The 20,831-nt window shown below is 33.3% G+C and carries 23 protein-coding genes and 1 tRNA gene; 12 read left to right on the forward strand and 12 right to left on the reverse strand.

The window, feature by feature from the left end; translation table 11 throughout:
- Window positions 1-173: 173 nt before the first annotated feature.
- Together DUZ96_RS00690 and DUZ96_RS00695 are read right to left on the reverse strand one after the other, a co-directional pair.
- Window positions 174-1,694: an OmpP1/FadL family transporter gene (locus DUZ96_RS00690; protein WP_114299429.1), complete on the reverse strand. Its 1,521-nt coding sequence runs from the start codon at window positions 1,692-1,694 to the stop codon at window positions 174-176.
- A gap of 38 nt (window positions 1,695-1,732) precedes the next feature.
- Entirely contained in the window at window positions 1,733-2,800 is a 1,068-nt protein-coding gene (locus tag DUZ96_RS00695; RefSeq protein WP_114299430.1) for a hypothetical protein, read from the reverse strand.
- A 100-nt stretch (window positions 2,801-2,900) separates the two neighbouring features.
- Between DUZ96_RS00695 and proS the strand changes: the two genes are divergently transcribed.
- The 3 genes from proS to rpsT all read left to right on the forward strand — a co-directional run bounded on the left by proS (window position 2,901) and on the right by rpsT (window position 4,833).
- Window positions 2,901-4,379 (forward strand): proline--tRNA ligase, encoded by a 1,479-nt coding sequence (gene proS / locus DUZ96_RS00700; protein WP_114299431.1) that lies wholly within the window; start codon window positions 2,901-2,903, stop codon window positions 4,377-4,379.
- A gap of 107 nt (window positions 4,380-4,486) precedes the next feature.
- Window positions 4,487-4,558 (forward strand) — tRNA-Glu (locus DUZ96_RS00705).
- 23 nt (window positions 4,559-4,581) lie between these two features.
- Window positions 4,582-4,833 carry a 30S ribosomal protein S20 gene (gene rpsT, locus DUZ96_RS00710; protein ID WP_114299432.1) on the forward strand — a complete coding sequence of 84 codons (252 nt, stop codon included), beginning with the start codon at window positions 4,582-4,584 and terminating at the stop codon, window positions 4,831-4,833.
- Window positions 4,834-4,963: 130 nt separating this feature from the next.
- Here the strand turns inward: rpsT and rho are convergent, their stop codons facing one another.
- A complete protein-coding gene (gene rho / locus DUZ96_RS00715; RefSeq protein ID WP_114299433.1) occupies window positions 4,964-6,583 on the reverse strand; it encodes a transcription termination factor Rho in 1,620 nt (539 codons plus the stop codon).
- 219 nt (window positions 6,584-6,802) lie between these two features.
- On the opposite strand from rho, the gene DUZ96_RS00720 reads away from it, so the two are divergent.
- On the forward strand, window positions 6,803-7,213 hold the full coding sequence (locus DUZ96_RS00720) for a DUF4293 domain-containing protein (RefSeq protein ID WP_114299434.1): 411 nt from the start codon (window positions 6,803-6,805) through the stop codon (window positions 7,211-7,213).
- Window positions 7,214-7,277: 64 nt separating this feature from the next.
- On the opposite strand, the gene DUZ96_RS00725 is transcribed toward DUZ96_RS00720, so the two are convergent.
- Window positions 7,278-7,769 (reverse strand): metallophosphoesterase, encoded by a 492-nt coding sequence (locus DUZ96_RS00725; protein ID WP_114299435.1) that lies wholly within the window; start codon window positions 7,767-7,769, stop codon window positions 7,278-7,280.
- Between the two features lie 73 nt (window positions 7,770-7,842).
- Here DUZ96_RS00725 and truA point away from each other — a divergent pair, with 73 nt between their 5' ends.
- Together truA and DUZ96_RS00735 are read left to right on the forward strand one after the other, a co-directional pair.
- Entirely contained in the window at window positions 7,843-8,580 is a 738-nt protein-coding gene (gene truA, locus DUZ96_RS00730) for a tRNA pseudouridine(38-40) synthase TruA (protein ID WP_114299591.1), read from the forward strand.
- 31 nt (window positions 8,581-8,611) lie between these two features.
- Window positions 8,612-10,381: an ABC transporter ATP-binding protein gene (locus DUZ96_RS00735; protein WP_114299436.1), complete on the forward strand. Its 1,770-nt coding sequence runs from the start codon at window positions 8,612-8,614 to the stop codon at window positions 10,379-10,381.
- Here DUZ96_RS00735 and DUZ96_RS00740 read toward each other — a convergent pair.
- The 4 genes from DUZ96_RS00740 to folP form a co-directional block, all read right to left on the reverse strand.
- Window positions 10,378-11,085, reverse strand: coding sequence for a DUF3667 domain-containing protein (locus DUZ96_RS00740; protein WP_181855205.1), 708 nt, complete (start codon window positions 11,083-11,085; stop codon window positions 10,378-10,380). The genes DUZ96_RS00735 and DUZ96_RS00740 overlap by 4 nt on opposite strands.
- Before the next feature lie 98 nt (window positions 11,086-11,183).
- Window positions 11,184-11,966, reverse strand: coding sequence for a diadenylate cyclase CdaA (cdaA, locus tag DUZ96_RS00745; RefSeq protein WP_114299439.1), 783 nt, complete (start codon window positions 11,964-11,966; stop codon window positions 11,184-11,186).
- A 33-nt stretch (window positions 11,967-11,999) separates the two neighbouring features.
- Window positions 12,000-12,362 carry a hypothetical protein gene (locus DUZ96_RS00750; protein ID WP_114299441.1) on the reverse strand — a complete coding sequence of 121 codons (363 nt, stop codon included), beginning with the start codon at window positions 12,360-12,362 and terminating at the stop codon, window positions 12,000-12,002.
- Window positions 12,363-13,190 carry a dihydropteroate synthase gene (folP, locus tag DUZ96_RS00755; protein ID WP_114299443.1) on the reverse strand — a complete coding sequence of 276 codons (828 nt, stop codon included), beginning with the start codon at window positions 13,188-13,190 and terminating at the stop codon, window positions 12,363-12,365.
- Between the two features lie 94 nt (window positions 13,191-13,284).
- On the opposite strand from folP, the gene DUZ96_RS00760 reads away from it, so the two are divergent.
- The 6 genes from DUZ96_RS00760 to DUZ96_RS00785 all read left to right on the forward strand — a co-directional run bounded on the left by DUZ96_RS00760 (window position 13,285) and on the right by DUZ96_RS00785 (window position 17,980).
- Window positions 13,285-13,830 carry a DUF1599 domain-containing protein gene (locus DUZ96_RS00760; protein WP_114299445.1) on the forward strand — a complete coding sequence of 182 codons (546 nt, stop codon included), beginning with the start codon at window positions 13,285-13,287 and terminating at the stop codon, window positions 13,828-13,830.
- A gap of 15 nt (window positions 13,831-13,845) precedes the next feature.
- Window positions 13,846-14,940 (forward strand): BT_3928 family protein, encoded by a 1,095-nt coding sequence (locus DUZ96_RS00765; protein WP_114299447.1) that lies wholly within the window; start codon window positions 13,846-13,848, stop codon window positions 14,938-14,940.
- A gap of 2 nt (window positions 14,941-14,942) precedes the next feature.
- Window positions 14,943-16,019 (forward strand): ABC transporter permease, encoded by a 1,077-nt coding sequence (locus DUZ96_RS00770; protein ID WP_114299449.1) that lies wholly within the window; start codon window positions 14,943-14,945, stop codon window positions 16,017-16,019.
- 89 nt (window positions 16,020-16,108) lie between these two features.
- Complete coding sequence (gene tpiA / locus DUZ96_RS00775) at window positions 16,109-16,858, forward strand: triose-phosphate isomerase (RefSeq protein WP_114299450.1); 750 nt, start codon at window positions 16,109-16,111, stop codon at window positions 16,856-16,858.
- A gap of 2 nt (window positions 16,859-16,860) precedes the next feature.
- The gene (gene prmA / locus DUZ96_RS00780) at window positions 16,861-17,697 is read left to right on the forward strand and encodes a 50S ribosomal protein L11 methyltransferase (RefSeq protein ID WP_114299452.1); all 837 of its coding nucleotides are present in this window, start codon (window positions 16,861-16,863) and stop codon (window positions 17,695-17,697) included.
- Window positions 17,698-17,704: 7 nt separating this feature from the next.
- Window positions 17,705-17,980 (forward strand): ATP-dependent Clp protease adaptor ClpS, encoded by a 276-nt coding sequence (locus DUZ96_RS00785; protein WP_114299454.1) that lies wholly within the window; start codon window positions 17,705-17,707, stop codon window positions 17,978-17,980.
- A 21-nt stretch (window positions 17,981-18,001) separates the two neighbouring features.
- Here DUZ96_RS00785 and DUZ96_RS00790 read toward each other — a convergent pair whose 3' ends face one another.
- The 4 genes from DUZ96_RS00790 to DUZ96_RS00805 all read right to left on the reverse strand — a co-directional run bounded on the left by DUZ96_RS00790 (window position 18,002) and on the right by DUZ96_RS00805 (window position 20,779).
- Window positions 18,002-18,274 carry a heavy-metal-associated domain-containing protein gene (locus DUZ96_RS00790; RefSeq protein ID WP_114299456.1) on the reverse strand — a complete coding sequence of 91 codons (273 nt, stop codon included), beginning with the start codon at window positions 18,272-18,274 and terminating at the stop codon, window positions 18,002-18,004.
- A gap of 2 nt (window positions 18,275-18,276) precedes the next feature.
- Window positions 18,277-18,474, reverse strand: coding sequence for a DUF2892 domain-containing protein (locus tag DUZ96_RS00795; protein WP_258774278.1), 198 nt, complete (start codon window positions 18,472-18,474; stop codon window positions 18,277-18,279).
- 23 nt (window positions 18,475-18,497) lie between these two features.
- Window positions 18,498-19,904 carry a rhodanese-like domain-containing protein gene (locus tag DUZ96_RS00800; protein ID WP_114299460.1) on the reverse strand — a complete coding sequence of 469 codons (1,407 nt, stop codon included), beginning with the start codon at window positions 19,902-19,904 and terminating at the stop codon, window positions 18,498-18,500.
- A gap of 71 nt (window positions 19,905-19,975) precedes the next feature.
- Window positions 19,976-20,779, reverse strand: a complete 804-nt coding sequence (locus DUZ96_RS00805; protein ID WP_114299462.1) for a sulfite exporter TauE/SafE family protein — start codon at window positions 20,777-20,779, stop codon at window positions 19,976-19,978.
- Window positions 20,780-20,831 lie beyond the last annotated feature (52 nt).

The following is a 20,831-nucleotide window of genomic DNA, read 5'->3' on the forward strand; positions in this document are numbered from 1 at the left end:
GAACAGCATGCCGAGTAGCGATTACTGGTTCACCGTAGAGTACGACGAGCCGATAACAAACCAAAGGAAGGAACTGAAAGCCCATTTTACATTGAAACGATAAGATAAGATTTAGTATAAATAAAAAAGCCTGAACATATGTTCAGGCTTTTATTATATAAAATTTTATTCTCCTAAATGTTGAATGCGAATGTAAGAACCACATCAGTAAAACGTGACTGAATAAGTGCAGAATCTGTTAACCCTGCATTATACAATTGGTAATTTATATCTCTTTCTGATTGACTAAATGCTATATCCGCACTTAAATTGCCAAAGCTATATCCCAGACCTAAGGAATACCCAGTTAAATCCCCAAAAAAAGTATCATCTTGATATGGGCTTTCTTCGAACCTATATCCTCCCCTAAAACTAAATTGTTTGTGACGATATTCGCCTCCAATTCTATACGAAGTTGTTGTGTCTAATGCATCACTTATGTCATTGTTTAATGCAGAGAAGAAAACATCAGATGTTGGCCTAAATTCTGCATTTGCATAATCTTTAATTGAATAGTCAAAGCTTAATAATCCTTGTTTACCAAAAACATATGCTAAACTACCCGTTATTTTTGAAGGGGTTTGTAATTTATATTCCGGAAATATATTAATAACATTAGGATTAATTACTTGGTTAATATCAGAACCGTTTTCAGATCTTGTTGAAGCTAAATATTGAGATGTTTCTTCATTGATTCTATACCAAGTAGGAGAATTATATGATAGACCAACTCTAAATTCTTCTGTTAGTTTTGCTATACCACCTAATTGAAATGAGAATCCACTACCTGTAGTTAATAGATTGTTTTCAAAATCCACTTGACTCACATTAGAGGAGATGTTAGAATTTGATTCTCGAAGAAATGTACTTCTTTCGTAATCAATGAAATGTGCATTGAGATTTAATCCAAAAAACAATTTGTCTTCATAACTTGAAGCTAAATTAAAAGCTAATTTGCCATTATAACCTCTACTTGCGAAAGAGTATTGTTGATTAAAGTTAGTTCCATTTATATTTCTGATGTATTGCGTATTATCATCAGTGTCTTCAACCGGATCAATTATATATCCTTCAAATCCTAAGAAAGCTTGTTGATGACCAAATCCGTAAATGGAACCTATATCATTATAAGCCTCTGAAATTGTCTCACCTGGGAATGCTGATATTTCATCTAATCTTAATCCTTCTGCATAGGCGTAGAAATATTCACTAATGCTGGTGTTTGGATTTGTTCCAATAGCTAACCAGTCTCTATCGTAATTTGCTGATCTATCATAGGCTATACTCATTGTGAATTTACTCCAAGGAGAATTAGGATTCATATTTCTAAAAACAAATGCTGCTCCAAGTTGATTTAAATCAAAGTTTGAATTAGACGCATTTCTTGTTGAATTGAAATAAGTCACATCACTATTTTCATCAAAGTATCCCAAAGTAAGCGATGCATGGCTATTATTAAATATTGCGGAACCTGCAGGATTTATATTGACGCTAGACATATCTCCACCAAGAGCTCCAAAGGCGCCACTCATTGCTCTAAATCTGGCAGTACCTTGTATTTCATCCATTGAATATCTCACAGCATCAGTAATATCTTGTGCTAAGATTAAAGACGTGCTTATTAAGCCTATGCTAAGCATAAGAATTTTTTTCATAAGTTCTTAATTATTAAATTCGGTATTAATTATAAATTTTAACCTCTGCCACCTCTTCTTGATCCACCAGAAGATCTTATGCTTCCAGAAGATCTCGATGATGAACCACTAGATGATCTAACACTACCAGTTGATCTCGAACTTCCTGAAGACCTTACAGTTCCTGATGGCCTTGAACTTCTTGAAGATGTGTTTGATCTTGTGCGATTTGAATTAGAATTTCTCACCGTTCTGCTTGGTCTAGTCACTCTAGCACCATTGTTGGATCTTACACCATTACTAGTTCTAACAGCATTGTTAGATCGACTTATCGAATTATTAGAAGTTCGTACTCTTCTTGTATTTGTGACAGCATTAGATAACCTACTTGTAGAATAATTTCTACGTGATACAGCAGCATTACTTCGACCTAAACCATTTAAGTTTCTATTATATAAAGATGAGCCTCGTCTACCCGAATTATAGGCATATCTGTTTGAATTACGATAGTAATTATTGTTCCAGCCCCAATAATTATATCCAGGACCCCAACCATATCCAGTCCAGCCCCATGCAAAGCCTGCGTTCCAACCCCATCCGACATTCCATCCAGTATTCCAACCGTATCCGTAAGGGTATCCCCAGCCCCAGCGATTCCAACCCCATCTGTTTGGGTAACCATAGGCCCAGCTATTCCAGCCCCATCCAGGACCCCATAACCAAGGATCATTCCAACCCCAAAAACCATTATCAATTACATTTATAGTCACTGTGCTATTATCTTGTCCCCAACCCCCATAAGGTTGTCCTTGTTCTAAAGAATCTTGCGCTTTTTCAGTATAATTACTTGAATAAGAGTCTACATCAATAAAAATTTCATCTTCTGACTGATAAGCATCTAATTGTGCTTTATTTTCAGCAAAATAATTTTTGTAGTAATTTGAATCGTCAGTTGATGTAGTTGCAACTGTTTGTTCAACAATATTTTCATTGGTTTCATTGGTAGAGTAAATACCATCATTGTCATATCCTGCATATTGGTATGAGCCACATGAAGTTAGCACGGCCATTAAACCGAGAGCAACATAAAACGGCAATTTTTGGCTTGTAATGGGTTTAAATTGCATATCTCTTTTATTTTATTGTTGAACATAGTAAAAATAGTTAGTTTTGCTGAACTATTTTTTTATTTAACATAAACACAATATCTGTGCCAAAACACTGAAAATGAGTAAAAATCTTACGAGTAGAGCTGAGGATTATTCAAAATGGTATAATGAATTAGTTGTAAAAGCTGATTTGGCTGAGAATTCTGCAGTCAGAGGGTGTATGGTTATAAAACCATATGGCTATGCTATTTGGGAGAAAATGCAAGCGGAATTAGATAAAATGTTCAAGGAAACAGGACATGTCAATGCTTATTTTCCACTTTTTGTACCTAAAAGTTTATTTGAGGCAGAAGAGAAGAATGCAGAAGGATTTGCCAAAGAATGTGCTGTTGTTACTCATTATAGGTTACAAAATGATCCAGATAATGAAGGGAAATTAAGAGTTGATCCTGAAGCACGATTAGAAGAGGAGTTAGTTGTACGCCCAACGAGTGAGGCAATTATTTGGAATACTTATAAGGGATGGATACAGTCTTATCGTGATTTGCCAATACTTGTAAATCAGTGGGCCAATGTTGTGCGATGGGAAATGCGTACAAGATTGTTTTTAAGAACTGCAGAATTTTTATGGCAGGAGGGCCACACAGCACATGCAACTAAGGAAGAGGCTTGGGAAGAGACTAAACTTATTAATAATGTTTACGCAACATTTGCAGAAAATTTCATGGCAATTCCTGTAATACAAGGTTTAAAAACGGAAAGTGAAAGATTTGCAGGTGCTGAAGAGACCATGTGCATTGAAGCACTGATGCAAGATGGTAAGGCGCTTCAAGCAGGTACTTCGCATTTTTTAGGCCAGAACTTTGCAAAAGCATTTGATGTTAAATTCACCAATAAAGAGGGTAAGCAAGATTTCGTTTGGGCAACATCTTGGGGTGTTTCAACACGCTTAATGGGTGCGTTAATTATGACTCATAGTGATGATAAGGGACTGGTATTACCACCAAACTTGGCACCATATCAAGTAGTAATTGTGCCTATTTATAGAAATGAAGAGCAATTTGACAAGATAGCTGAACTATCTGATGAGATTATTGACAATTTAAAGGAGCGTGGAATTTCTGTAAAATTTGACAAAAGAGATACGTTGAGACCAGGAGCAAAGTTTGCACAACACGAATTACAAGGCGTACCATTGCGTATAGCTATAGGTCCTAAGGATTTGGAAGATGAGACCGTAGAAATAGCAAGACGTGACAATTTATCGAAACAAACGGTAATTCTAGATAGGTTGTCCGTTGTGGTTGAAGATTTATTAAAGGAGATCCAAGAAAACTTGTTTAATAAAGCTTTGGAATTTAGGAATTCTCATATTACGGATGTTGATGATTTTGAAAGTTTCAAAAAAGTTTTAGAAAATAAAACAGGTTTTATTTCTGCACATTGGGATGGTTCTGCAGAAACAGAGCAGAAAATTAAAGATCTTACCAAAGCAACAATTAGGTGTATACCAATTGACAGTGTAGAGGAGGAAGGCTCTTGTGTTTACAGTGGTAAACCATCTAATAAGCGTGTTCTTTTTGCAAAGGCTTACTAAAAAAAATCAAAAAAAATTTATTAGTAGTTGCAACATTTAAAAATAGTTGTATTTTTGCATCCGCAATGGAAACTTTGCAAGTTCATTTAATGATGAAATAACTAAATGGCCCGTTCGTCTATCGGCTAGGACGCCAGGTTTTCATCCTGGTAAGAGGGGTTCGATTCCCCTACGGGCTACAACTTTTAATAAGAAAAATAAAATGGCAAATCATAAGTCAGCTTTAAAAAGAATAAGAAGTAACGAAAAAAGAAGAGTGCTTAATAGATATCAGCACAAGACTACACGTAATGCAATTAAGAAATTACGTGAAATAACTGATGCTAAAGAAGCTCAAAAAATGTTACCTTCTGTTATTAGTATGATTGATAAATTGGCGAAGAAAAACGTAATCCACTCAAACAAGGCAGGAAACTTAAAAGCTAATTTAACAAAGCACGTAGCAGCGTTGTAATCAGACTTAAATAAAAAATTCAAAGCCTTTCATTATCTGAAAGGCTTTTTTTTGCTACTATATATAAATCTTTACATAAATAAAAAACCTCAAGAATTTCTTGAGGTTTTGCTTTTTATAATTGAATTACCTAACCATTCATTGAAATTAGGAATTCTTCATTATTTCTAGTTTGTTTGAATCGATCATTAATAAACTCCATTGCTTCAACAGGATTCATATCTGCAAGATATTTTCTCATTACCCACATTCTTTGAATTGTATTATCATCTAATAATAGATCATCACGTCTTGTGCTTGAACTAGTCAAGTCGATTGCAGGGAAAATACGTCTATTAGATATCTTTCTATCTAATTGTAACTCCATGTTACCCGTACCTTTAAATTCTTCAAAAATAACTTCGTCCATTTTAGATCCAGTTTCCGTAAGTGCCGTAGCAATAATTGTCAATGATCCTCCATTTTCAATATTTCTTGCAGCACCGAAAAAACGTTTTGGTTTATGAAGTGCATTAGCATCTACACCACCTGATAAAATTTTTCCAGATGCAGGTTGTACGGTATTATAAGCACGTGCCAATCTTGTAATTGAATCTAGTAAAATAACAACATCATGTCCGCATTCTACTAAACGCTTAGCTTTCTCTAAAACAATATTTGCAATTTTAACATGTTCATGTGCTTCCTTGTCAAACGTTGATGCAATTACTTCTCCACGAACGTTTCTCTGCATATCTGTTACCTCTTCAGGTCGCTCATCAATAAGTAATATCATTTGATATACTTCAGGGTGATTGGCTGCAATTGCATTTGCAACATCTTTAAGTAACATTGTTTTACCTGTTTTTGGTTGAGAAACAATCATACCACGTTGGCCCTTGCCTATAGGAGAGAACAAATCCATAATCCTTGTAGAAATTGTGGATTGACGCTCCGCTATATTAAATTTTTCTTGTGGGAATAATGGTGTTAAATGTTCAAATGCCACACGGTCTCTTACAACTTGTGGATTTTGACCATTAATTTTACTTACCTTAATTAATGGAAAATATTTTTCGCCTTCTTTGGGCGGTCTTACATGTCCAAGTACAGTATCACCTGTTTTTAATCCAAACAATCTTATTTGAGATTGTGAAACATAAATATCATCTGGTGAAGTAAGGTAATTATAGTCTGATGATCTTAAAAACCCATAACCATCCTGCATTATGTCTAAGACACCTTCACTTTCAATAATTGCGTCAAACTCAAAATCAGGCTCTCGATAACGGTTTCTGTTATCCTTATTGCCGTTGTTTTTATTATTGTTGTTTCGGTTTTGATCTTTAGAGCGATGTTGCTGTCTATTATCGTTATTAGATCTTTTTTTGTCATCATTACGATCTTTAGGCTTATCCTCATTTTTATCCTTACCCTTGTGATCTTGTTGTTTGTTCTGCTTGTTGTCTGGGGTATTTTTTTCCTCCTGAAGTTTTGGATTGTTGCTGGACTGTTGTTGTTGCCCTTTATTATCCTGAGGTTGACGCTGAACTCTACTACGTTTTTGTCTCTGATTGTTTTGTTTAGAATCAGATCGTGGTTTTACGTCAACTTTTTCTTTTACTGCGGCAGGATTTGCTGCTTGGTAATCTAGGATTTGATAAACTAAATCTAGTTTTTTTAAACTTCTAAATTTGGGTACGTTTAGTTGCTTGGCTATATCCTGCAATTCAGGTAGCTTCTTAGCTTTTAACTGTGAAATTTCAAACATTCGTATATGTAATATAAAGTATTATAGTTTCGATATTATTAACTCAAGATTTTCTAAATGAAATAAAAAGAAAAAAAGTGAAATTAATTCGGAAGATTGGAAAGCGACATCTCGTCGTGTCTTTACTTTCTATTGCAATAATACAATTTTATTTTAAATTAAATTCTATCTTTTTAAAAAATAAACTACTAATTTTGCAAAGCTTTTTTAATAAAAGATATGATTCAGAGAATACAGACACTATATTTATTTCTGACAGCCATAATATCTGCTGGTCTTATTTTTGTATTTCGTTTATGGACAAATAACGAGGGCGTAGGAGTATTTGCTTTAGATAATTATTTGTATTTAGCCCTATTTATTGGCTCTGCTTTGTTATCTTTAATATCGGTTTTTAGTTTTAAGAAAAGGAAGACTCAGTTTGTCTTGGGTCGACTTAATATAATATTAAACTTTATTTTACTAGGAATCTTTGTAACTCAATCTCTAAATTTATCTGGAGAAACTAACGTTTCTGAGAAAGGTATTGGGATTCTTCTTCCAGTTTTTTCTATTGTGTGTTTAGCCTTGGCTAACAAGGCTATAAAAAAGGACGAAGATCTTGTAAAATCTGTAGACAGATTACGATAGAACCTAAAATCTTAGTAGTATTAGTGCGAAAAACCCAGACGCTGTCGTCTGGGTTTTTCATTTTCTATCTTTTGTACTCTATAATTTCCAAATTGTTTATGCTACTTCCATTGATAGTAAATCTTAACATTGTTCGGGCTTTATGAAAACCATGTTTACCAATTGCTCCAGGGTTTATATGTAATAAGTTCAACTTTTTATCAGGCATTACTTTTAAAATATGAGAATGGCCACAAATAAAAATATCTGGAGGATTGTTCTTTAATTCTTCACGTATTCTATTATTATATTTCGGTGGGTATCCTCCAATATGTGTTATCCAAATGTCTAATTCTTCGCATTTAAACCTGTTATGCAATGGAAATTCTGCTCTTGCTTTTGAATCGTCTATATTACCGTATACAGCTCTAAGAGGTTTGAGGTTTTTTATTGTGTCAGTTACATCCAAATCACCAATATCACCTGCATGCCATACCTCATCAGCTTGCTTAACATGTTTAATAATATTATCGTCTATATAACTATGAGTATCTGAGAGAAGGAGGATTTTTTGCATTAAGATAATATTGTGATTATAACTCTTAAATCTGTTTATCTTTGTGAATTATATAGCAAAAATAGGTAATCTTTTGAGATATTTTATAGAACTATCGTACAATGGCAAGGCCTATCATGGCTGGCAAAATCAACCTAATGTAATTACTGTGCAGGAGGTGATAGAGAAAGCATTATCTACTTTGTTAAATGATAAAATTCCAATTGTTGGTGCAGGTAGAACTGATACTGGTGTGCATGCCTCAAAAATGTTTGCCCATTTTGATTATGAAGGTAAATTAGATTCACTTGAATTAGTTTATAAATTGAACTCTTTCTTACCAAAAGATATAGCTATATCTGAAATAAAGAAGGTGAAAAATGATGCGCATGCTCGTTTTGATGCAATGAGTAGGACTTATCATTACAGAATCTCAACACATAAAAATGTATTTAATTTTGATTTTTCTTATCAATTGCAAAAACCACTGGATGTAAGCAAAATGAATGATGCTTGCAAAATCTTATTTAAGTATAAGGATTTTCAATGCTTTTCTAAGTCAAATACAGATGTAAAAACGTATAATTGTGATATTAAGGAAGCTCACTGGCAAGAAAAGAACAACGAACTTCTATTTGTGATTTCTGCAGATCGATTTTTGAGAAATATGGTAAGAGCAATAGTTGGTACTATGGTGAATATTGGTCTAGGAAAAATGACGCCTAATGAATTGCATAAGATTATTACTTCTAAAGATAGAAGTGAGGCAGGATATTCGGTGCCAGCACAAGGATTAAGTTTAGTGGATATTAAATATCCTGAAGATATTTAGAAAAGAGATTCCGGTTTAGTTTCGGCATAATATGGCAGAAGAAGGAAAGAAAATATTTGATGTTTCGTTATTTAAGCGATTGTTACAGTACATAAGACCTTATCGTACAGTATTTATTATTTCCCTTATTTGTGTTATTGGATTGGCCGTTTTCGGTGCGTTTAGACCTTATGTGTTAAAAGAAGTCATTGATGTAAAAATAGCGAATAAGGAATACGATGGATTTGTTTTTTACATGCTAATAATGCTGGTATTATTAATATTTGAGGTTGTCTCTCAATTGCTATTCATATACTATGCAAGTTGGCTAGGTCAGTCTGTTGTAAGGGATATAAGGGTAAAACTTTTTAAGCACATGCTTAAGTTTAAAATGACCTATTTTGATAAGTCGTCAGTGGGAGTTTTAATTACACGTGCAGTAACTGATATGGAGCGTATTGCCGATATTTTTGGGCAAGGACTGTTCATGATATTTAGTGATATCTTAAAGATGGCCGTTGTTGCTGGTTTTATGGCCTTCATTAATCTAAAATTGAGCCTTATTGTATTTTTAGCAATGCCAATTATAGTGTTTGCTACAAAGATCTTTCAAAAATATATGAAGCGTGCGTTTGAAGATGTACGTACTGAGGTTTCAAATTTAAATTCCTTCGTACAAGAACGTGTCACAGGAATGAAAATAGTCCAACTATTCACTCGTGAAACAATAGAATACAGAAAATTTAAAGCCATAAACGAACGTCATAAAAAAGGATGGTTAAAAACCGTTTGGTACAACTCTATATTTTTCCCGGTTGCAGAATTTGTATCGTCAGTAACTATGGCCTTGGTTATTTTGATTGGAGGTTATGGAGTTGTTGCTACATTGCCAGGTACCACACTTGGTGATTTAATAGCATTTACCATGTTTATACCAATGCTATTTAGACCATTGTATCAAATAGCTAATAAATTTAATACGTTGCAAATGGGTATGGTAGCAGCAGATCGTGTATTTAAAGTATTGGATACAGATTCTAATATTGACGATACAGGAACCCAAATTGCGAACCACTTTAAAGGCAATTTAGAATTTGAGAATGTACGATTCTCTTATATTAAAGATGAAGAAGTTTTAAAAGGTGTTTCCTTTAGTGTCGAAGCTGGAGAAACGGTTGCCATAGTAGGAGCCACAGGTGCAGGAAAGTCAACTATAATAAATCTGCTTAACCGATTTTATGAGATTGATTCTGGAGTAATTAAAATTGACAGTACTGACATTAAGAATATGACATTGAATTCACTGAGAAATCAGATTGCTGTTGTATTACAAGATGTCTTTTTATTTGCAGATACCATTTTAAAAAACATTACACTAAACAACGAATACATCACAGAAGAGGATGTTGTAACTGCAGCTAAAGCTATTGGTATACATCAGTTTATTTCTAGCTTACCTGGTGGTTATCACTATAACGTTAAGGAACGTGGTGTAATGCTCTCTTCTGGTCAGAGGCAGCTAATATCATTTCTTAGGGCTTATGTTACAAATCCTAGTATCTTAATTTTAGACGAGGCAACATCTTCAGTTGATTCTTATTCTGAACAATTGATACAGGATGCAACGGATAAAATTACTTCGGGTAGAACGTCTATAATTATAGCCCATAGACTCGCTACAATTCAACAAGCTGATAAAATCATTGTAATGGATGCTGGTCAAATCGTAGAAATGGGCACTCATCAATCTTTACTCAAAAAGAAAAATGGCTACTACAAGAATCTTTATGAAGTTCAGTTTTTGAAATCAGAAGTGTTTTAACCAGAACCTTGAGTGGCTTCTTTTGTGGCTCTTTGTGCTTCTATCATCTCTTGTACATCACCGTTGAGATACATGAAAATAAAAACAACAACTATAAGTATCACAAATGTTATGGCTAGCACAACACCAAATAACAAAGTTCTTACAATGATTTCAAAAAAGTTAAATTTATATATTCGTTTTAGAGCATAGGCTGTGTAAATGATCATTAAAATCAACATAAACACACCTACCATGCTGCTTGAATAACCTATTAGGCCAATTGCAATAGTAAGTAAAGCACTGACAATAGAAATCTGTGCTTGTATATACATAAAAACTACTAGAAGCTCTGTGTAATTAAATCTTTTTTTGTCAAAGAAAACAAGCCTGGCCATTAAAGCATAAATTGGAACATAGAGCATCATAATGATTGATTGATACTCTTGAATAAATTGCATATTCTTGCGTTGCATTTCTTCCTGACCTTCAATTGCTAAATTTGAAAAATCAATCATTTCTGGAAAAAACTTGTTGATAATAATCATGTATAATCCAGTAACGGTAAGTGCTAACCCGAATAGACTAATTGGATTTACGTACTTCTTTCTAACACCTTCGATATAACCTACAATTACATCCTCTGGTCTTTTGAATAAATCTATAACTGTTCTAAGTAGCTTATTGTCATAATTAAAAAATGTCTCGCTTAAATGCTCAAACAAATTGCGAAATGTAAGACGATTTCTAATAACTCGTCCTCCACATGAACTGCAGAAGTCGTCTTGTTTTTGTAGTTCTGTATGACAATTTTTACATTGCACTAGGCTAAGTCTTTCTTGATTTTTTCTGTTAGATCGTGTGTGTCCTTGTACATCATAAATTCACCATTTTTTATATAAGAGATTTGGCCAGTTTCTTCACTTACGGCTATAGCAATGGCATCTGTTTTTTCAGTTATGCCTATTGCCGCCCTGTGCCTTAATCCAAATCGAGCTGGAATATTCTTTTCATTATTAACAGGGAGTATAACACGTGTTGCTTTAACTACATTTTTATCTACGATTATTGCTCCATCATGAAGCGGACTATTTTTAAAGAAAATACTTTCTATTATTGGTTGCGATACTAATATATTCATTTCATCACCTGTAGTAGTTAAAAAATCTAAGTTGTTGTTTCGCTCAATTACAATCAACGCACCAGTGTTTGAAGCTCCCATTTTGCTGCAAGCATTGATAATTGCATCAACATCTGTCGTGGTTTGATCTTCGTTTTTTAGAAACTTAAAATTTTTGAAAATACTTTTTTTACCACCAATATTTGTCGAGCCCACAAGTAATAGAAATTTTCTAATCTCAGGCTGAAATACCACTATTAGTGCAATTATACCAACCTTCATAAATCCGTCAAAAATGCTATATAGCATATACATTTGAAGGTAGTCCGTAAGACGCCAAGCGAGGTATATAACCAGTATGCCAATAAATATATTTACTGCAACTGTGCCTTTTACTAGTTTATAAATATAGTAGAGAAGTATAGCTACGAGGAAGATATCTACAAAATCAATAAATCTAAAATCCCAAAGTTGTAAATCGTCCAAGTTTTGTGCTTTTTGCTAATTTAAGAATTTATGTTAATAAATGAATTCGTTATTTAAGATTCTATTTTCTAAAGGTCTTAATACGTTTTTTAAGCTAATGTAATTTTGAAAACTCAAGTTAGGGTTTAAAACAAGAAATTTTTTTTCGTCCTTACCACATTCTCGTATTATGGTTTCTAATGATTGTTCTATATTATCTAAGGATAATGTTGTGTTTGGATCTAAAGAAGTAGAAAATGAAATATCGTTTAGACTTTCATCATAAAATAAATAAGCAGGTGATACATCAAGAACCTCTGATATTTTAGCATTTTCAATTTCTGGAAGCTGTAATACACGTTCATTATTACAACTAAGAGCAAATAATAATATTAAATAATAGAAATGCCTTTTCATTTAGTTAGTGTGTAATTTATTAAACAATGTAACACATTCCATAGCTTCTTTAACATCATGTACGCGTAGAATTTTAGCTCCTTTTTGAAGTGCCAACATGTTAAGTGCGGTTGTGCCATTTAATGCTTTTTCGCTTGATGTATCTAAGGTTTTGTATATCATAGATTTGCGAGACACACCGGCTAAAATAGGTTTGCCAACAATTTGAAGTAATTCGAATTTGTTCAAAAGTTCAAAGTTTTGTTCTAATGTTTTTGCAAAACCAAATCCTGGATCTATTATAATATCAATAATCTTGTGTTCATGGGCAATGGAAATTCGTTCAGCAAAATAAGAGTTAACTTCCTTAACCAAATCTTCATATTGTGTTTGGTTTTGCATTGTTTTGGGATTACCACGCATATGCATCATAATATAAGGGACTCCCAATTTTCCAACGGTTGACAACATATCGCTATCAAGATGTCCGGCCGAAATGTCGTTTACAATTGAAGCACCTGCTACAATACTTTTTTGTGCAACTTTACTTCTAAAGGTATCAATAGAGATTAACGTTTCAGGAAATTTATTTAATATTAATTCAACCACAGGTACAACCCTGCTAATTTCCTCATTAATTTTAATTTCTTTACCGCCTGGTCTAGAACTGTAGCCACCTACATCTATAATTGTCGCGCCATCATTTAACATGGTCTCTACTTGATTCAAAATTTCAAGCTCATCTTTATATTTACCACCATCGTAGAATGAATCTGGTGTAACATTGAGTATTCCCATTACCTTTGGTGAGTTTAAATCAAGCAACCTGCCTTTACAATTTATGGTCATATTAAATTTTAAAACTTAGCTAAAAACTTTAAAGGTCAAACTTTGAACTTCTAATTTATTTATGCGAAATTTACGGAAATTATTATTGAATTAAATGCAAAACACTTTCAAACAATACGACGCCGTAATTGAACAATGTAGAACCCTTTTTAAGAATAAGATGAGTGATTATGGTAGTGCTTGGCGTATTTTGAGATTACCTTCATTGACCGATCAAATTTTTATAAAAGCACAACGTATAAGAAGTCTGCAGCAAAATGCTGTTAGAAAGGTAGATGAGGGAGAGGCGAGTGAGTTTATCGGTATAATTAATTATTGCATAATGGCACTAATACAACTAGACAAAGGAGTTGTAGAGCAACCGGATATGGAGACGACTGAAGCTGTAGATTTATATGATGAAAAAATACGGTTAACCAAGCAACTAATGTTAGATAAAAATCATGATTATGGAGAAGCTTGGAGAGATATGAGAGTGAGTTCCTTAACAGATTTAATATTGCAAAAATTATTACGCGTTAAACAGATTGAGGATAATGCAGGTAAAACTATAGTTAGTGAAGGTATTGATGCAAATTATCAGGACATGATTAATTATGCTGTGTTTGCAATGATTCATCTAGGAGAATCTAAGTCTTAACTTTAAAAAGTATTTATGAAATATCTAGTACATATTAGCAGAATATTTGTTGGCATTTTATTTGTTATCTCTGGTTTTATAAAACTTAATGATCCTTTAGGTTTTTCGTATAAGCTACAAGAATATTTTGGCGCAGATGTTTTAAACTTGGAGTTTTTAATTCCATATACCTTGATATTTTCAGTTTTTATTGTTGTGTTTGAGGTAGTAATTGGTGTTTTTCTTCTTATTGGATATAAACCAAAATTCACTGTTTATAGTTTATTGGCTATGATAGTGTTTTTTACATTCCTAACCTTTTACTCGGCCTATTTTGATAAAGTTAAAGATTGCGGTTGTTTTGGAGATGCGTTAAAGTTAACACCATGGGAGAGTTTCACCAAAGATGTTATACTGCTAGTGTTTATTTTGATTTTAGTATATGGTATAAAACATATTAAACCATTATTTAAATCATTGCCAAATACTGTTCTTGCAATATTAAGTTTTATTGTTTCACTTTGGTTTGGATATCATGTATTAATGCATTTGCCATCAATTGACTTTAGAGCATACGCCATAGGGAAAAATATCAAAGAACAGATGATTATACCTGAAGATGCACCAAAACCGGATTTAGAATACACATGGACATTTAATGTTAATGGGGAAGAACAGGAGTTTGTGACTAATGGTAGTTATCCAACAGTTGATGGAGTATACGTAGGTGTTGAAACTGAAACTGTAGATGAAGGATACATACCGCCAATTCAAGATTTTTCAATAGAATCAGATGATGAAGACTTAACCTCATATTACTTAGATAAAGAAAAATTGGTGGTTGTTGCCATGTATAATATTTCTTCATCAGAAGAAGATGGGTTAATAAAACTAAAAGGCTTTACGGATAGTGCAATAAATGCTGGTTTTACTGTAATAGGTTTAACATCATCTGGAGAAGCTGAAAAACAAAAGGTGAAATCAGATTACAATCTTAATTTTAATTTTTACCTCTGTGATGAAAAGGTAATTAAGACTATTGTTCGTGCGAATCCAGGAGTGGTAATTTTAAACAAAGGGACGGTTGTCAATAAGGCACATTGGAATGATATTGAAGATATACAACTTTAAGTTTGATAAAATATCTCTTAAATAAATTACTGTATGCATTTATCACCTTAGTAGGTGTCATTACAGTAATTTTCTTTTTGTTTACCATTTTACCTGGTGATCCTGCAAAAATGATGTTAGGACAAAACCAAACAGCCGATCAAGTTGAAGCTGTTAAAAAAAAGTATGGTTTTGATAAACCTTTGGGAAAGCAATATTTAAATTATCTCAACGATTTATCTCCAATATCTTTTCACTCTAATAATCCTGAGGATTACACATTTTTAGGTCCAAATAAATACACCTCCACTGATTTATGGACTATAGGTAAAACAACGACCGTATTAAAGTTTCCTTATTTGAGGGAATCATTCACAAAACAAGGAAAAAAGGTAACTCAGGTAATTGGTGAGACTATTCCTAATACATTCGTTTTAGCTTTTTCTGCCATAGTAATTGCAATATTCTTAGGGATTGCCCTTGGTATTGTTTCTGCTTTGTTTAAGGATAAATGGATAGATAAATTAATTCAGGTATTAAGTACTCTAGGTATGAGTGTGCCTTCATTTTTTAGCGCAATATTATTTGCATGGCTATTTGGTTTTGTGCTTCACGACTACACAAATTTAGAGATGACAGGTAGCTTGTATGAGTTGGATGACTTTGGCGAAAAGATGACCATTCAATGGAAAAATTTAATTTTACCAGCAATCGTTTTAGGAATTCGGCCATTGGCAGTGGTCATTCAATTAATGAGAAATTCATTACTTGATGTGTTAGGTCAGGACTTTATTAGAACTGCAAGAGCAAAAGGACTAAGTGAATTCCAAGTTATTAAAAATCATGCAGTAAAAAACGCTTTAAATCCTGTTGTGACTGCAATTTCTGGTTGGTTTGCTTCCATGTTGGCCGGAGCGGTATTTGTAGAATACATATTTGGTTGGAATGGTCTGGGTAAAGAAATAGTAAATGCATTAAATACACTAGATTTACCAGTCATTATGGGTGCAGTACTTGTTATAGCTATTGTGTTTATTACCATAAATATTCTAGTAGATGTCATATATGCTTGGTTAGATCCAAGGGTGAAGTTATATTAGGCAATTACATGACACATATCAAGGATGTTTCCTCATTAATACCTTATTTTTGTAATCTAAATTCAAAATAAAATTCAATTCATAATATCATGAGAAGACAAATAGTTGCAGGTAATTGGAAAATGAACAATGGCCTTATACAAACAGAATCGTTAATTGTAGAATTAAAAAAACAATCTAAAACTTCTAATGCTGAGGTTTTGATTGCACCAACCTTTACGAATTTGTGGCATGCATTTGAAGCTACGAGACAACATGATATTGAAGTTATAGCACAGAACATGCATTTTGCTGAGAATGGTGCATATACTGGTGAAATCAGTGCAGGGATGCTTAAAAGTATAGGTATACAAACAGTGATACTTGGACATAGTGAAAGACGCGCTTATTACAACGAAACGGATGAAGCGTTAGCCAAAAAAATTGATGCAGGATTATCTTATGATATGAATATGATTTTTTGTTTTGGTGAAGAGCTTACTGATCGTAAAGCTGGAAATGAGGAAGCGGTTGTAGAAAGTCAAATTAAGAATGCATTGTTTCATTTAGATGAGAGTGCATTTAAAAACATCATTTTGGCATACGAACCGGTTTGGGCTATTGGTACAGGAGAAACTGCTACACCAGAACAAGCTCAAGATATGCATGCATTTATTCGTAAAACTTTAGAAGGTAAATACGGGCAAGAGGTTGCCGATTCGGTTTCTATTTTATATGGAGGTAGTGTAAAACCAAATAATGCTAAAGAAATTTTTTCTAAGCCAGATGTTGATGGTGGATTAATCGGAGGAGCATCTTTAAAAGCAGAAGACTTTTTTGCAATTGTTAATGCTATATAGCAGTGGCGGCTCCCATTTACATAGGGTATGAATTTAAGATGAATCCTTTACAGCCGGCAACAGAGATTTTAATTGCAGAATTAGGATATGCTGGTTTTGAAAGTTTTGTTGAAAATAATGAAGGTCTAACCGCTTATATTCAAAAAGAGGATTGGAATGCATTTATTCTTGATGGTATAAACATCTTGAAATCTTCTCAATTTGCGATTACCTACAGCTTTAATGAAATTGAACAAACAAATTGGAATGCTGAGTGGGAAAACAATTTTAAACCCATTGTAGTAGATGATTTGGTTACTATTAGGGCGCCATTTCATGACAAGCCAGATACTAAATATGACTTAATTATAGAACCAAAAATGAGTTTTGGAACTGGTCATCACGAAACTACACACATGATGATTCAACATATTCTAAAAAACGATTTTAAGGGTAAATCTGTTTTGGATATGGGCTGTGGTACGGGAGTTCTGGCTATTCTTGCAGAAAAAGTTGGGGCAATCTCACTAGATGCTATCGATATTGACAATTGGTGCTACATAAACAGTTTAGAGAATGTGGACAGAAATAAATGTGAACATATTTCTGTTTATGAAGGCGATGTATCTCTACTCAAAGATCAAAGTTATGATGTTGTCATTGCAAATATTAATAGAAATATTCTACTAAGTGATATTCCTGCTTATGCGAGATGTCTGAATAAAGACGGTTTTCTTTTTTTAAGTGGTTTCTATAAAAATGATATTCTTTTAATTGAGAAGAAATGCAAAGAGTATATGTTAAAATTGGACGAAATAATTGAAAGAGGTGATTGGATATCGTTAAAATTTATAAATTAGTATTGTTATGAGTCCTAAAGAAAAACAATCCGAAGAATTACTCCTTAAGGAAGAGGTTGTAAAGCAGAACGAAATCATATTATTTAATGACGATGTTAATACTTTCGACCATGTAATAGATACCTTAATTTATGCTTGTGATCATACACCAGAGCAAGCTGAACAATGTTCTATAATTGTTCATTACAAAGGTAAATGCACTGTAAAAACAGGTCCTTATGAAGATTTAGAACCTAGGTGTTCAAAGCTCTTAGAGGCAGGCTTAAGTGCAGAAATAGTATAAAAAACCGCTTTTATGTGGTTTTTATTTTTTCACTCTTCCTACAGCACAGCTAACAAAAGATTTGGCCTTAGTAGGTAATGTATTAGCTTCACCCTCAATTGGATAACCCAAATCTGAAAGCTTTTTGGTTGCATTTAATATGTCATTGTCAGAATTATAACTAAAACTTACCTCATCTGTATCATTGTTTACAGCAACCTCACTAATACCATCTAATTTAGACAGTTGTGTTACGATTGTATTCGCACAACCATGACACTTTAAATTTTGAATTTTTATTGTCGTCGCTTCCATACCTATTCGTTTTTTATTTTGCAAGTACTTATGCCAAATACTCTATAAAGTGGACAGAAGTTGACTAGACTTGTAATTAAGAAAACAATCGCAACTGCCATTAAAATATAGGCTAAAGTCCCTTCAATAACATCCATATAATATAATACTGCAATAACTACAGCAATTAAAGTACGTATGCCCTTATCAGCGTTGCTCATGTTTTTTTTCATAATTTATTGTTTTACAGTGTAGTTGGGCAAATAAAATCGGTTGTGGGTAAATCAGTTTTCTTAATTGCTCCAAAACCTCCAGCCACATCAATGAGATTGTTAAAACCCCTAGCTTTTAATATTGAGGCCGCAATTACAGATCTGTATCCACCAGCACAATGTATATAATATGTTTTGTTTTTATCAACTTCATTCATTTGTTGATTAATAAAATCTAAAGCAAAATGCTGCGCATTTTCTAGGTGCATAGATTGGTATTCGCCTGGCTTTCTAACATCTAAAATATTTATTTCAGAAGCCTTTGCCTTGTCCGCAAATTCTATTGCTGAAATTGAATCTAAAGTTTCAACATCTTTGCCAGCATTTTTCCAAGCCTCAATGCCACCTTCTAGATAACCTAATGTATTGTCGTAACCTACTCTTGATAATCTTGTTACAGCTTCAGCAGATTTACCTTCAGGAACAACTAGTAAGATAGGTTGTTTTATATCCGTAATTAGCGCTCCTACCCAAGGTGCAAACTGGCCATGCAATCCAATAAAAATAGAATTTGGAATATGACCTTTAATATATTCTGATTCGCGTCTAACATCTAAAATTAATGCGGATTCATGATTCGCCAATGCTTCAAAATCTTCAGGAGACAATGGTGTATCACCAGTTTGTAATATGGTGTCAAAAGTATCATATCCCATTTTGTTCATCATAGCATTTTTAGCAAAATACTGAGGAGGAGGAGCAATGCCATCTAAAACCTCCTTAACAAATTCTGCTTTTGACATGTCTGCGCGTAAGGCATAATTTGTTTTCTTTTGTTCGCCTAATACACCTACAGTTTCTTTACTAAGATTTTTCCCACATGCAGAACCTGCTCCATGCGCAGGGTAAACAATAACATCATCTGCTAAGGTCATTATTTTGTTTCGCAATGAATCAAACAGCATTGCGGCTAAATCTTCCTTTGTTAAATCTGATTTTATAGCTAAGTCTGGTCTACCAACATCACCTAAAAATAAAGTGTCTCCCGAGAAAATTGCATGATCTTTTCCGTTTTCGTCTTTGAGTAAATACGTAACCGATTCTAATGTATGGCCTGGAGTATGTAATACTTTAATAGTTAGGTTACCTAATTTTAATTCTTCTCCATCTCTTGCAACATGAATGTCATAATCTGTTTGCGCTGCTGGACCAAAAACAATGGTGGCATTAGTTTTATTTGCCAAATCTACATGGCCAGAGACAAAATCCGCATGAAAATGCGTTTCTAGAATATATTTTATTTTGGCGTTGTTTTTCTTTGCTTTTTCAACATATTGTTGCGTTTCTCGTAATGGATCAATTATAGCAACCTCACCAGCTGACTCAATATAGTATGCACCTTGTGCTAAACATCCTGTATATAATTGTTCAATTTTCATAATTAGTTTTTTTCAAGTGATACAAAGTTATGAAACTTAGTTTTTTGTAAAGTGATTTTTATCACATTGGTTTAAAATAACTCTTTGTAGATAATATAGATGGCCATAAAGAGAGTAAAATAGCCAAATCCCCTTTTTAGTTTTTTACCACTAATAAATTTTGACAACCAAACTCCAATAATTATTCCTACTATTGAAAGAAAGGTAAAAATTAATAGAAAATTCCAATCTATTTCTAAGTTGGCAATATCGCCAAGAAATCCAATCAAGGATTTTATCGCAATAATTAAAAGTGAGGTGCCAACGGCAGTTTTCATAGGTAGTTTTGCTAAAATCACAAGAGCGGGAATAATTAAAAACCCTCCACCTGCACCCACGATACCCGTAAGTATACCAACTCCGATGCCCTCTAAAGCAATAAGAGGATAATTAAATTGGATATTTTGATGGCTTGATTCTTCAACTTTATCTTTTCTATTTCTAATCATGGAAATACTAGCCAGTAACATAATAATGGCAAAAAATACCATAATGAAGATATTATTAGTTACAGTAAACTCACCAACTGAAAATACCTCAGTAGGTATCATTGGAACTAGAAAGCGTCTTGTTAGAAAAACGGCTATAAAGGCCGGGATTGAAAATATAATTGCTGTTTTAAAATCTACTCTGCCTTTTTTAATATTCTGAAAGGTACCAATGCAAGATGTTACCCCTACAACAAACAACGAGTAAGCAGTTGCAACAATAGGATTTAAACCAATTAAATAAACCAAAATCGGAACCGTTAGAATTGAACCGCCTCCACCAATTAAACCAAGAACTAATCCAACTATAACAGCACCAAGATAACCTAGTATTTCTGTTACATCCATTTAATGAGGTAGTTTGTCTTTAAACACGCCATATGCATATGTTTCTAATAGT

This window comes from Winogradskyella sp. KYW1333, assembly GCF_003335675.1.
In the GTDB taxonomy this organism is placed as follows: Bacteria; Bacteroidota; Bacteroidia; order Flavobacteriales; family Flavobacteriaceae; genus Winogradskyella.